This is a genomic window from Paraburkholderia elongata, assembly GCF_013177735.1.
Taxonomy (GTDB): Bacteria; Pseudomonadota; Gammaproteobacteria; order Burkholderiales; family Burkholderiaceae; genus Paraburkholderia; species Paraburkholderia elongata.
In genome coordinates this window covers 1-12,612 of sequence record NZ_WOEZ01000049.1, presented here as the reverse complement: position 1 = coordinate 12,612, position 12,612 = coordinate 1, and the positions used below count along the sequence as shown (strand labels likewise).

The 12,612-nt window shown below is 59.3% G+C and carries 10 protein-coding genes and 2 pseudogenes; 4 read left to right on the top strand and 8 right to left on the bottom strand.

Annotated elements, in window-relative coordinates:
* Positions 1 to 73: 73 nt before the first annotated feature.
* On the bottom strand, positions 74 to 427 hold the full coding sequence (locus tag GNZ13_RS10680) for an SDR family oxidoreductase (RefSeq protein ID WP_236001935.1): 354 nt from the start codon (positions 425 to 427) through the stop codon (positions 74 to 76).
* A 34-nt stretch (positions 428 to 461) separates the two neighbouring features.
* A pseudogene (locus GNZ13_RS52190) lies at positions 462 to 554 on the bottom strand (VOC family protein); the annotation flags it as partial.
* Positions 555 to 693: 139 nt separating this feature from the next.
* Here GNZ13_RS52190 and GNZ13_RS10675 point away from each other — a divergent pair.
* The 3 genes from GNZ13_RS10675 (at position 694) to GNZ13_RS10665 (ending at position 5,475) form a co-directional block, all read left to right on the top strand.
* Complete coding sequence (locus GNZ13_RS10675) at positions 694 to 3,600, top strand: ATP-binding protein (protein WP_328807211.1); 2,907 nt, start codon at positions 694 to 696, stop codon at positions 3,598 to 3,600.
* Between the two features lie 282 nt (positions 3,601 to 3,882).
* Positions 3,883 to 4,572 (top strand): dienelactone hydrolase family protein, encoded by a 690-nt coding sequence (locus GNZ13_RS10670; protein WP_172163333.1) that lies wholly within the window; start codon positions 3,883 to 3,885, stop codon positions 4,570 to 4,572.
* Positions 4,573 to 4,785: 213 nt separating this feature from the next.
* Positions 4,786 to 5,475, top strand: coding sequence for an alpha/beta hydrolase (locus tag GNZ13_RS10665; protein WP_172163330.1), 690 nt, complete (start codon positions 4,786 to 4,788; stop codon positions 5,473 to 5,475).
* A gap of 90 nt (positions 5,476 to 5,565) precedes the next feature.
* Here the strand turns inward: GNZ13_RS10665 and GNZ13_RS54625 are convergent.
* Positions 5,566 to 5,877 (bottom strand): annotated as a pseudogene (locus GNZ13_RS54625) (Tn3 family transposase); the annotation flags it as partial.
* Positions 5,878 to 6,878: 1,001 nt separating this feature from the next.
* Between GNZ13_RS54625 and GNZ13_RS10655 the strand changes: the two are divergent.
* The gene (locus GNZ13_RS10655; protein WP_172163327.1) at positions 6,879 to 8,210 is read left to right on the top strand and encodes a hypothetical protein; all 1,332 of its coding nucleotides are present in this window, start codon (positions 6,879 to 6,881) and stop codon (positions 8,208 to 8,210) included.
* Between the two features lie 121 nt (positions 8,211 to 8,331).
* Here the strand turns inward: GNZ13_RS10655 and GNZ13_RS10650 are convergent, their stop codons facing one another.
* The 5 genes from GNZ13_RS10650 to GNZ13_RS10630 all read right to left on the bottom strand — a co-directional run bounded on the left by GNZ13_RS10650 (position 8,332) and on the right by GNZ13_RS10630 (position 12,467).
* Positions 8,332 to 9,261, bottom strand: a complete 930-nt coding sequence (locus tag GNZ13_RS10650) for a hypothetical protein (protein ID WP_172163324.1) — start codon at positions 9,259 to 9,261, stop codon at positions 8,332 to 8,334.
* 16 nt (positions 9,262 to 9,277) lie between these two features.
* Positions 9,278 to 9,511 carry a hypothetical protein gene (locus tag GNZ13_RS10645; protein ID WP_172163321.1) on the bottom strand — a complete coding sequence of 78 codons (234 nt, stop codon included), beginning with the start codon at positions 9,509 to 9,511 and terminating at the stop codon, positions 9,278 to 9,280.
* Positions 9,512 to 9,663: 152 nt separating this feature from the next.
* Positions 9,664 to 10,140 carry a GNAT family N-acetyltransferase gene (locus GNZ13_RS10640; protein ID WP_172163318.1) on the bottom strand — a complete coding sequence of 159 codons (477 nt, stop codon included), beginning with the start codon at positions 10,138 to 10,140 and terminating at the stop codon, positions 9,664 to 9,666.
* A 634-nt stretch (positions 10,141 to 10,774) separates the two neighbouring features.
* A complete protein-coding gene (gene istB / locus GNZ13_RS10635) occupies positions 10,775 to 11,572 on the bottom strand; it encodes an IS21-like element helper ATPase IstB (RefSeq protein WP_172163315.1) in 798 nt (265 codons plus the stop codon).
* A complete protein-coding gene (locus GNZ13_RS10630) occupies positions 11,559 to 12,467 on the bottom strand; it encodes a Mu transposase domain-containing protein (RefSeq protein ID WP_172163312.1) in 909 nt (302 codons plus the stop codon). Before GNZ13_RS10630 ends, istB begins: the two co-directional genes overlap by 14 nt.
* Positions 12,468 to 12,612 lie beyond the last annotated feature (145 nt).

The following is a 12,612-nucleotide window of genomic DNA, read 5'->3' as shown; positions in this document are numbered from 1 at the left end:
TGCCAGTCCGGCATCATTGCAACTAAGTACCTGTGCCGCTGATAGACCTGACCGGATGGTCCGCACCAGGCTATCAGACCAGCACGCCACCGCCGTCAACGACGACGGTTTGTCCCGTGGCATAGCGATTGGTCATCAAATAGAGGTAGGTTTGCGCGAGGTCCTCCGCCTCGCCGACATACCCCACGGGCAGAGCCGCCCCACTTGCCGCGTAAAGTGCCTCGCGCTCAGATTCGGACATGGTGGCCCACAGCGGCGTCCGTACTAAACCGGGACTCACCAGGTTGACGCGAATGGGCGCCATCTCCACCGCGAGTGCCCGAGGCAGGTTAATGGAATGGACGCCCCCTCTCCTGCGGTACGGATATGCCAAAGTAGGGATCTCAAGCGTCAGTTCGAAGGAGAGCATCATGAAGATCGCGACCATTGGCCTAGCCTCGCGGGTCCGCTCGATGGAAGGGTTAGGCCTCGGGTTGATGGCAAACCACTTCGATGTTGTGCCCGTCCGGACCAATGACAAAAGCTGCATAGTAATTCGCGTTTTGCGAGGGTCGGGCTAGTAGGTCCACTTCTTGCAACGGGAAAGAAGTGGACCTTCAGTCGCGGTGAGTCCTGCCCCGCACTCTCTGGCCAGTGTCGTGGCTCGTTCCAGGTTTGCCCACGCTATTGCCGCCTGCACACGTTCCCTTGGAAGTGGCCTATGATCTGCGAAGCGTGCTTCGTAAATCGGGGTATCGAGTGCCTCCTGCCGTCCCTTCGATCGACGACGCCATAGCGTTCGGGCCGTTTCATTTATTTCCGGCGCAACACGTGTTGCTCGAAGGGGGCAAGCCTGTTCGCGTCGGAAGTCGCGCGCTGGAAATTCTGGTCGCCTTGGTTGAACGGCCAGGGGAGATGGTCAGTAAAAAGGAATTGGTCGCGCGAGTTTGGCCGGATACCATTGTCGAAGAAGGTAATCTCAAAGTCCATATTGCCGCACTGCGTAAAGCGTTGGGTGACAGTCGCGACGGCAATCGATACCTGGTGAATGTTCCCGGTCGCGGGTATATCTTCGTCGCTCCAGTCGTGCACCCTAAGCGGCCAGCGCTCCCGACCACCGATTTTGGAGCCAACCCACACTCGTGCCATATACCGTTGCCTCTCACGCGTATCCTCGGCCGCGAGGACGTTGTCGAGACGATCGTCAATAAATTGTCAGAAAGTCACATCGTGACAATCGTCGGACCGGGGGGCATCGGCAAAACGACCGTAGCGCTTGCCGTCGCTGCCAAATTCGTTGCATCAAAGGACGACAGCGTAGGCTTCGTTGATTTGGCGCCATTGACTGATCATCTGCTCGTGCCGACTGCACTAGCAACCATGCTGGGCGTTGCCGTGCGCTCGGACAATCCAATTCCGAGCCTGATTGCTTTCCTTACGGGCAGGCAGATGCTCATCGTGCTCGATAGTTGCGAACATGTCGTCGCTGCGGTGGCGATGATGGCGTCGCAATTACTCGAGGGTATCGCTGATCTGCACATTCTGGCGACCAGTCGCGAACCTCTAAGAGTGACAGGCGAAAGTGTTCAGCGCCTGCCGCCGCTTAAGACTCCCGCTGCGTCAGACGCGCTGACGGCTGCCGAGGCGCTTACCTTTCCGTCGATCCAGTTGTTTGTGGAGCGCACTTCCGAGCGCATAGGTGCGTTCCGCCTTACCGACATCGACGCCCCCCTCGTCGGCGAAATATGCCGCAAACTCGACGGCAACCCACTCGCGATCGAGTTGGCGGCCAGCCGCGTCGACGCGTTTGGCATTCGGGGTGTAGTGACGCTACTTAATGACCGTTTTCGCCTGTTAACGAGCGGCTGGCGCAACGCACCGCCACGCCATCAGACGCTCATGGTAACGCTCGACTGGAGCTACGATCTTCTGGCTGAAATCGAGCGTGTGCTCCTGCGTCGGTTGGGCATCTTCGTCGGATACTTCGACCTGGAGGCAGCCAGTAAAGTCGCAGCAAGCGGTGCCGTCACTTCTTCGGACGTCCTGAATGGTGTCGCTACCCTCGTCGATAAATCGCTTGTCTCGGCCGATGTAGGCCGGACAGTCGCACGCTATCGCCTCCTCGACACCACAGCCGCCTACGCGCGCAAGCAATTGGTTGATCACGCCGAGTTCGACCAGTCAGCGCGAAGCCACGCCGAATACTATCTGGCTCTGCTCGAGCGAGCGGGCACGGAAGCTACCCTGCAGCGCAACGAGGACTGGGCAATCGCTTATGGCGCCCATGTCGATAACGTTCGCGCAGCGCTGGACTGGGCATTTTCCCTGAACGGCGACGCCGTTATCGGCGTGAGCCTCACAATTGAGGCCGTATCGTTGTGGACACATTTGTCGCTAATGAACGAGTGCCGAAGCCGCGTAAATCGGGCGCTCGAAAGCGTGAAGTGTGGCGCGAACGGGGATAGGCGTCAGGAAATGCGGTTGTTGACCGCGCTCGGCGTGGCGTTGTATTCCATAGGACCCGGACCGGAATCCGGGACCGTTTGGACCAAGGTTCTGGAAATCGCCGAGGAGGTCGGAGACATAGACTATCGATTACGCGCACTGTGGGGGCTATGGGTTGTGTGCGTCACGGGCGGCAACCATCGAAGCGGATTGTCGCTTGCAAAACAATTTTCCACTCTCGCTGCCAAAACGACTGATCCTGTGGCCTTGTTCATCGGGGACCGATTGGTCGGCACGTCACTTCATTTCTTAGGCGAGCATCAGGGTGCACGACGACACTTCAATCTCATGCTGAGTCGCCCGATCTCATCCACTAGCCGGGCGCAAATTGTTCGCTTTCAGTTTGACCAATCGGTTGCGGGACGCGCGTTCCTTTCTCGGATCCTTTGGGTGCAAGGGTATCCGGACCACGCCACCCATGAGGCCGAAGGAAGCGTTGAGGATGCGCAAGCATTGAGGCATGGGCTTTCGCTATGTTATGCGCTCGGACAGGCGGCGTGCCCGATTGCATTGCTCACTGGAGATATGACAGCAGCACGACGCAACGTATCAATGCTACTCGAACATTCACTACGGCATGAGCTGCCTCTCTGGCAGACTATGGGACGATGCTTCAGTGGAATGTTGCAATTCAGAAAAGGCGATCACAGCTCAGGATTGCTACTGCTTGGCCAGGCGATAGATGAACTTCGCGAAGCCGGATTCGCCCTGTATCACACGGCGGCGCTCTGTGAATATGCGGGGGCCTTGGGAAGCGTCGGGGAGCTCGCACGCGCGCAGGCGGCGATCAACGAAGCGCTGGCGCAATCCGCGCGTAACGACGAGCTGTGGTGCATGCCGGAACTGCTACGCGTCAAGGGCGAACTGGTCTTGCTCGAAGCAGACTCCAATGGGGTTTCTGCGGCCGAGAACTATTTTCATAAGTCGTTCGCTCTGGCGCAACAACAAGGAGCGCTGTCGTGGGAATTACGCGCTGCCATCAGCCTCGCCAGATTGGAAAAGAACCAGCGCTTTGAGGGACAGGCGCAAAAGCTTTTAGCGCTTGCCTACGCCCGCTTTTCCGAGGGATTCGACACCGCCGATATGAGGGAGGCAAAATTGCTATTAGTTAGGTAGTTAAACTAAGAGACAATTCCGCCCTGGGTATTTTGGACTGCCCGTGGTGCCGCGCATTGATCCTTGATTTACCGGGATTTACCGCTGTTCACCACGCTTGACTAGGGTCTTGCTCAATTCTGATGCAATCTTTCTTCTAGCGAAGCGCCAATCGTCCCCGAGGCGAGCGTCAGCAAAGCGGCGGATAGATTCCTGTCACGCACGGCGTCGACACGCGCGACGAGCTATGTCACGGATGGCGAGTGTGTCTGGCAGTAAGACAAACTAACCAGGATGAACATCATGGGGTCCAGCATTGACATTGTTACGCCGGACGGGACTTTCTACGCATATATCGCAGAGCCGAGAGCAATCCCTGCGCCAGCGCTGGTCGTCATCCAGGAAGCGTTCGGAGTCAACGAGGACCTCCGCGCGACCTGCGATGAGCTCGCGACGAAAGGCTTTATCACCGTCTGCCCGGATCTCTATTGGCGTCAAGAACCTATGCTTCAGCTATCGGACAAGACCGAGTGGCCAAGAGCATTTGCGCTTTACCAGGCGCTTGACATCGATAAAGCGGTTGCGGACGTTCAAGCAACCGTGGACCAGACGAGGGCCATGATCTGGTGCACGGGCAAGGTTGGTGTAATAGGATTTTGCCTGGGTGGATTGCTCACTTATCTAACGGCCGTACGAGGCGGCGTTGATGCAGGTGTCTGCTATTACGGAGGCAGGACCGAAGAGTTTCTCAGCGAGAGTTCCGCCCTAAGCGGACCACTCCTCATGCACCTGGGCGAACTGGACGAGTACATCTCCCCGCAAGCGCAGATCGCAATCCGCGAACAATTAGCGCCGCGAGGCGTTGAAATCCATACGTATGCAGGCTGCTCGCACGCATTTGCCCGGCACCAAGGTGCACATTACGACGCTGAAGCCACGTCGCAGGCAAATGCGCGAACGGTGGCGTTCTTTCAAGAGCACCTCCGATGTTGAACCGAGCATTCGACACCGTTCAAGTCTTGGGCGCATTTCATTTGCAATATACGGGAGAACCTACCGAGGAGATTCCCAGTGCACAGCCCTATCGCCCCCAATCCCGGAGAGTCCCGTCGCGAGGTTCTCGCTGGCGCGGTCGGCCTCAGTTTGGCCGCCGGGTTTCCCGCGGTTGCCGCCGGCCGCCGCAAACACCCAAGAGAGGAGAATGCTATGAGTAAGCCGAGTATCGTTTTCGCCCACGGTATCTGGGCCGATGGCTCCTGTTTCCAAAAGCTGATCCCGACGCTGCGAGCGGAGGGGCACGAGGTGATGGCGGCCCAATACGGCCTGGACACCGTGAAAGGCGATGTCGACGCGACCATCCGCACATTCGGACGCGTCAGCGGTCCGATCGTGCTGGTAGGCCACTCCTACGGCGGCACCGTTATCACGCACGCCGGCATGGACCCCCGGGTTGCAGCTCTGGTCTACATCGCAGCCGTGGCCCCGGACGAGACCGAAACGTCGCAGAGCCAACAGGAGAAGTTCGCCAAGACCGATGTCTTCAAGAACATCGACGTCGCCGACGGCCGCGTCTGGCTGAAGCCCGGCAGCGGCGTCCCGTGCTTCGCCGGCGATTTGTCTGCTGATGAGCAGGAGGTCGTCTATGCAACCCACTTTGCGCCGGACGCCGACCTGTTCAACCAGAAGCTGGACGGTATCGCCTGGCGGTCAAAGCCGAGCTGGTACATCGTGGCCACCGAGGACCGCACGGTCAATCCGGAGTTGCAACGCTTCGTCTCAAAGCGCATGGGCGCCACGACCACAGAGTTGACGAGCAGCCATGTGCCGATGCTCTCCCAACCACGCGCCGTGCTCGACGTGATCCGCAAAGCCGCCGCCGCGGTCGCCGCAAAGTAAGGAAAAGCAGCCCTGAAGCGAACCGTCGGCGACCGGTGACGCCAAAACCGGGTTCAAGCCGACGGACTTCAACAGCCGCCTGGAGGGGATCGCCTTCAAGGCGTCGAGATGAACGGCATCGTCGACCCGCACCTCGCCACGCGTGACCGCTTCGCGCAGACGCTCCAGGCCTTCGTCGAGATGTTTGATCATGGGCTCGAGGAACGCCTTCGGGTCCTGCGGCACACCCAGCTGTCCGTAGAAATGGTTGCGCTGGCGTTGCCATTCATCGGCCGGGATCAGCAGCGTAGCGAGGCTACGGAACGAGAAGCTGTGGTCGACATAGACCGATCCGTTGCGCAGCGCAGTACGCAGCGCGAAGAGCGTGGCCCATTCGTAGGCAAGCAATGCCTGGCCCCGGTCGTCGTGGGCGATCATGCGAAAGAGTTCGCTCATCTGCCGGGTCGAATTGCGAAGCGGCACCGACCAAAGCCATTGCTGCAAACTTGCCGCGTCGCCGTGCGGCTTCGGAAGAAGGTCGCCCCAACGCTCAGGTGTGGCTTCGCCGAAGGCTTGCGTCAGTTCTTCCGTCAGCGTTGTTGCGACTTCCCTGGCAGTCTGAACGACCAGTTGCCGCAGCCCTCGTCCGCACGATCTCGGTCTTGCGACTTGTCCACCTTCAAAGCCGGGACGTCCCGGATTCACCGGCTTGTTCGGCACATCCATAGGCGATAGAAGACGGGGAGCAGCGATGTTGCGATAAGTTTTCTATCATGAGCCAGTCAGCTATGAAAATGTTGCTACCCACGCGGCCGACAAATCGGACCACCGGACGGGCGGCCAGACGCGGTGTCGGCATGCTTTTCAGCCTAACTCAATGTTGGCGACGAGACGATGCGGATGATCGCAGTGCCCGGCGCGAGACTGCTTGCCGTCACGCTTTCCGGATTGCACGGCGCTCCCTTGCCGTGGTGGAGTGAGGGGTTGAATATGCGCAACGGTCAAACGAAACCACATGCCGGCCTTTGCGTTTTTCGCAACGGGACATCGCCCCCAAGTGTTTAGCCGGCGCATCGATCTCCTGCATCGGCGCCACGTGGTTCGTGACAGGTTCGCCACAACGCGGTGCAGAGACACGTCCCGCGCTGCATGGTTCGCAAGGCTCAAGCAACCCGGTCAGGTGCCACCCGTTTGCAGAGGTCTGGCAAAAGGGCTGTTGAAATCGGCGTGTCCAGGCGCATGCTGCGTTTCAGCAGCGTCGCCGGTCGGGTTCGCCTGACAAGCGTACGCAAGAGCTGCCGCCCCAACCGGCGATCCCGGCGAGTGCCGCTCCTCATTGAACAGGAGCTTCGCATGAAATACCCCGGGTGCCTGCGACGGAGCACGTGGCTCGCCCGCCATGCATGCATGGCAAGGGAGTCGAGATGTCTCACGAACTCTACATCCAGGCACTTAGCGCGATGTTCCTGTTCTGGAATGGGGCGCGCATCCTGACGTACCTTCCGACCATCGGCAAACTCCTCGCGAGGGAAGCAGACGTGCGCAGCCACAGTCTGCTCAGCTGGGGAAGCTGGGCTCTCAGCAATGGCACGTTCGCACTCATGCTCCTCGAAATGAGCCGGGGAATTCCGAATGGGATGTTCTGGATGAATCTGGCCAACACGCTGATGTGCGCGATCGTTTCGCTCATCATTCTCTTCAGGAGGTTCCCTCGGCTGCACACAAGTGTGAGCAAAGTCTATCGAAAGATCAGACGAAATGAGTCGAGGGCTGGCGCCGTGTCCGGACAGCCGGGGTTGCTGCATCTGGGTGCAGGTAGCCTGGCTGTGGGCGCCAATCTTGCGGTTAATCCAGTACCGGCCGCACCGCTTACGCGGTTCGGACGCCCCGAGCTTTGGGTTGCGTCGGCAAGCGCATTGGCCTTCGGGGTCGTGGGTGCCGTCACGTATGATGTCTGGCCCAACCATGACCAGAGCGTCTACATCGAATCGAAGGCGAGCACACAGCAGGTGCTCGGGATAACCGGACCGGCATCGCCGACGCAACAATTGTCTTCGTCCGGTCCGGTCACGCCATCAACCGCACCTCCTGCTCGCGCAACTGCAATCGCCCGTACCGAACTCGCCCCGCCTACGCCTTCCACTTCGTTCGAACGCCGCGCGGCACCTTCCCGGGGTTCCGCTGCACCGCGGCCAGCTACAGGGCGGCCCGGCAAAGCGGGCAACGGCGCGCCCCAGAATCGCGGGAATTGGGCGTCGCACTTTATGGCGAGCGTGCGGCAGGCGCTCGGCATCACCCGATCGACACCGCCAAAGCGACAGACGTCTTCGCCCGGTCGTGGCGCGCCATCATCGTCGGCTTCTTCTCGCGGAACTGCGGTTTCCCGTGCTGAGATCGCCCGGCACGCACCTTCCGCTCCGTTCGATCACGGCGCTGCGCCTTCCCGGGATTTCGCTGCACCGCAGTTTGCTTTGGGGCGGCCTGGTCGTGCGGCCGATTTCGCCACGCAGGATCGCCTCCGTTCGGCGCGGCACGTTCCCGTGTATGAAGCGCCGCCAACCGTCGTCTTTGAAGCGGCTCCCGTCGTATACGAGGGACCCCCAGTCGTGTATCAGGAGCCTCCCGTCGTGTACGCGCAAGCGCCCGTTGCCTACGACCACGGATATGAGGGCGAGTACAGGGACCGCCGGCAATGGCACGACAATGGCTGGCACAAGGGCTGGAAACATCGTCAGCATGATGAGGACGACGATTAATGCCTGCCGCCCAGCAAACTGCCTGCGCATACGCTAGCTGGTACCTTGACCTCCAGGAATCTATGCTATGTGGCCATAGGGCAGCGCCGACGAAAATCGACGGGCAGCTCCAGCTGCCAAGCTACTGGGCAACTTTGAGAGAGGGCGCGCAGCTGTTGTTCGACTGGCCGCCATTGCCCGGGCAAGCGGCTTCGGCGATGCACGAAGGCATCCACTTCTTCTGGCAATCGTGGCCTTCACCGATGAACTCGAGCATCGGTGTTTGGGTGAACAAGCGCGCTAACTTATCCGCGAATCCGCACCTCGCGGCAATGGACTCCAATGGGCCGGCGAACAGCGCATTGAACTCGAGACAGGGCGCGTTAGGGGCGCAATTGCTGCGGACGTCTCCTTCACTGAGATACAGTCCGTAACTCGAAAGGGGAAGGTCCGTATTTCCCGTCGAATTGGTGAGGTCGAGTGAGCAAGCGAAGATTATTTCCTGGGCGACATCTCTGGGAGGTGTCCCGATCATGCATGCATATTCTTCATCGGTCAGGATCATCCCTTGGTCGACGCCCAAGAGCTGCGCGATCTTGTCCGCGTTCTTCCTCCCCAATGGCTGGTTGATCTGATCCGGCTGTCGGTATTGAGGCGGCGCCAGGTTCGCCCATCTCGGGTTCGTCTGGCAAGAGGGCGGCCATGAAGCGTCCTTGTTTTGACTGCCTCCACTCGCGACGGCCTGCGCGGCAAAGTATTGCGCCATCTCATCGTAAGGGCAGCTGTAGGAATTCTCGACAGCAGTAAAAAGGCAGTCGTAGACCTCTTGAGGGAGCGGCACCCTGTAGGCGGGCATGTAGGCGGCAATTTCGGGATTCGCAAAGTACAGGAGCAAGAAGTTTACGAGGTAGATCGGGGGCGCCAGAGGGACTCCGAACGGTGCCACATAGGGATTTGGAGCTCCGGAAGCCGCTTGCGAGCCGGCTCCACGCTGTTGAGCGTCGAGACAGCCCGTCCACAGAACGACCAGGAAAACCAGCGTTACCTCGAGAAATTTCTTGAAACGTTTCATGGATCCCATCCCTCAGTTACGTTAGCTTGGCGGCGGCGCCTAGGACCTCGGAAGTCGACTGAAGCACTGGTCGCTCTTTCTCGAGCTTGAGATATTCAGCGTACGAAACAAGAAAGCCCCATTTCTTGGCACCGAGTTCTGCAACTTTCTTGGGCGGCATGTGTACAGAGATGCCTTTGGACCGCTCCGGAGTGGCGGCGAAGGCAAGAGACGCAGTTACTACCAATACCGTCAAGATATCGCTCGTCAAAATGGGCTCATTGGTATGCCCCCTAACGTTTGACATGAGGGGCGGACGGAAGCAGGCGAAGCCTGCTGGAGGATGTCCCTCGATGGAAGGATTAGCCGGGATGTCGCCAACGGCACGCACAGGTCTTGCCTATGTTGTGGAGGTCGGAAACATCAGCTCGAACAGCGCCTTCGTCCGGGGCGTTCCAACGCAACCTGCATGTGCGGTACTTTCAGGGTCGCCACCGTGTAGACGAACTCGGCTCCGCAGGTACGACAGATGCGCTCAGTACCGGACATACAGCTAAGGGCCACCCTTGAGCCACGGTGCTCCGGCGCCACAATCAATAGTCGCCCATAGATCGACAGGGCATCGGGCTCACGCTCGTAAGACCACATGCCAACGATCTCGCCGGCGAACTTGATCAATAGGACGTAGACATCCCGTTCAGCCTCATTCGCAAGGGAGGTCTTGTCGAGATAGAACTGTTCTGGGATGTAGCAACTGCCAGCGCCAATCCCAATGTCTGGGTGCCATTGCTGGACTTTCGTTGTGAGGTCTGGGATTTGGCTGCGGCTCAACTGCTCGAACGCATACCCGGCGGGCAGCGGAATGAGGCTATTCAATTCTGTGACGGTCGCCCACCTCATGTTTCGTCTCCTTCTGATTGCAGTGCCTGACGTTGAATCGCGGCAAGCATGCGACGACTGTTGGTTGTGCCTCCTAACTTGTTATAAATCACAAAATGCCAAATTGACATGGCGGCCTGCGATTTAACACGAAAGCCTGTTCGACCCTCGAACCGCTTGATTGCCGCGATTCCCGGCAACACACTGTAATTATGTGCAGTGGTAACAGAACCGACAAATCACGCAAGGTCTCCTTTGACTCCCATCCGCTGCTGGACCAGTTGCGCGATCGATTACCAAGCCCCATGGATAGGCGGGCGTCCACTTTCGGCTGCACCACAAATGACCGCTATCGGTCGGCTGCCGTCTCACGCGTCCGGGCGAGCCCGACCCACAGGGCGCAGTCGGCCGTCCTGGTAACGGGCAGTCGCACGGGGTGACGAGAAACGGTTGATAGTTTTAATTCGTCTCAAGCCCGATTTCAGTGGAAGTAGGCAGCCTCCTGACGTTCGCGCCACAACGGGGGGCGCGACGACCAACATCGCGTGCTCACCACCGGTGTTTCTGGTGTTCGATTCACGACGCTCGACAGCTGTTAGCGGCGGCCTCAAATTCACGTAAAACGGACGGTTTGAAACTCACCATGGTGAGGTGATCAGGTGGCGGGCTCAGGGTCGGGCTGGTCTTTCATGCGATAGCTTTTGCCTTCGATGACGATGGTCTCGGCATGATGGAGGACGCGATCGAGCAGCGCGGAAGTCAGCGTGCTGTCGTGGTTGAAGATCTCGGCCCAGTGCTTAAACGCACGATTGGACGTGATGATGGTCGCGCCATGCTCATAGCGCTGACTGATGATCTGAAACAGCGCGTCGGCGCCCTGTTTGTCGATGGGTAAATATCCCAGCTCGTCCACGATGAGGACGCGCGGTTTGACGTAGCGGCGCAGTTCGCGTTTGAGCCCGCCATGCGCGTATGCGGCGTTCACCGAGTTGATGATATCCACCGCGGTGGCGAAGAGCACAGAGTAGCCGCGCAGACAGGCGGTATGGCCGAGCGCGATACTCAAGTGGCTCTTGCCGAGCCCGACGCCGCCGAGGAAGATCACGTTGGCCCGCTCTTCGATGAAGCTCAGGCGAAACAGATTCTGGATCTGCAGTCGATTGATCTTGCTGGGCCAGTTCCATTCGAATTGATCGAGCGTCTTGAGCACCGGGAAGCGGGCGAGCGCGACCCGCCGGGCGATGCTGCGATCCTCGCGACGATGCGCTTCCCCTTCGATCAGGTGGGCCAGATAGTCGACGTGCGACCAGTGCTGTGCTGCGGCCTCGGTGGCCAGCGCTTCGTAATGCTGCAGCACGTAGCTCAGGTGCAGTGCCGCGAGCTGCGTGCGCAACGGATCGATGGCGAGTTCGGTCTGCTGCGCAGTGGTGGTGTTACGTTCAGCTTTTGTCATGGGACTGCTCCGGTCCGTAGCGCGAGAGATCCGGTTGCGCGAGTTCGATGTCCAGCAAGTCCTGATGGCGGATCAGGTGCAGTGCGCCGGGTTCGGGTAGATCCCGGGCTTTCATCTCGAGGATGTTGGCGATGTACTCGCAACTGAAGGCGTGGAACGCGAGCCCATCCTGCATGGCACGCCCGACGGCCTCGATGCCGTAGATCTCGCTCAGCGCGACGATCTTGCGCACGTGCTGCCGCGCATTGGTACGCCGTTGCTCGAGCCCTTCGTAATAGGCCTGAGCGTGGGGGCCCAGACTCAGGAAGCGCAGCATGAGCCGCTGTTCGCGAGCATGGCGGCGTTGCGCGAGTAATACCTTCGGATGTTCGGGGTCCTCGATATCCTGATGACGATCGTAGCTACGCACATGTCGGGCAATCAGCAGGTTGTCGTGGTAAATACACACCCGCTCGGGATAGGCCTTGAGCGTCACGCGCGTGCTTGCGTACTGGGCCGGCACGGAATAGTGGTTGGTGTCCAGCGCCACGCGAAACTGACTGCTCGCCCGCTGCGTCACGATGCGGGCGACGTCGTAGGGTAACGGATTGAGCGGTTTCAGATGGGCCTGTTCGACCGAGAACAGATCGACGGGGCGCTGGTGCGTTTCACCGTGGATGCGTACGTTGGCAATGGTATCGAGCCAGAGTCGGGCCGCGGGGTTGATCGCGCTGAACCCGGCGAGCTCGAGCCCGTTGAGGAGATTTTTTTTGACGTAACCGACGCCGTTTTCCACCCGGCCTTTCTCGTTGTTATGGGCTCGAGCCCATAACAACGAGTATGGTGCGGAAAAAAATATGTGCTGCTCGATTACCAACGAGGCCAAGGCAGCGTCTTTGCGGAAATCGAACAGCACATATTATTCGGCTACAGTGTGCGGAGGAAGGCCATCAGGTCGGGCTGGTCGCGCCATTGATTTTGTCCTTCGGCAACGCCTTCCACTTCGCATGTCGCCAGCGCCCGCGCCTTTGTTTCCAGATTGATTTCGGCATAGATATTGG

Bases quoted from the DNA above. Each gene is read 5' to 3' on its own strand.
- GNZ13_RS10655 (WP_172163327.1), top strand. From the start codon at position 6,879: ATGTCTCACGAACTCTACATCCAGGCACTTAGCGCGATGTTCCTGTTC.
- GNZ13_RS10640 (WP_172163318.1), bottom strand. From the start codon at position 10,140: ATGAGGTGGGCGACCGTCACAGAATTGAATAGCCTCATTCCGCTGCCC.
- istB (WP_172163315.1), bottom strand. From the start codon at position 11,572: ATGACAAAAGCTGAACGTAACACCACCACTGCGCAGCAGACCGAACTC.
- GNZ13_RS10670 (WP_172163333.1), top strand. From the start codon at position 3,883: ATGGGGTCCAGCATTGACATTGTTACGCCGGACGGGACTTTCTACGCA.
- GNZ13_RS10665 (WP_172163330.1), top strand. From the start codon at position 4,786: ATGAGTAAGCCGAGTATCGTTTTCGCCCACGGTATCTGGGCCGATGGC.
- GNZ13_RS10680 (WP_236001935.1), bottom strand. From the start codon at position 427: ATGGTCGCGATCTTCATGATGCTCTCCTTCGAACTGACGCTTGAGATC.
- GNZ13_RS10650 (WP_172163324.1), bottom strand. From the start codon at position 9,261: ATGAAACGTTTCAAGAAATTTCTCGAGGTAACGCTGGTTTTCCTGGTC.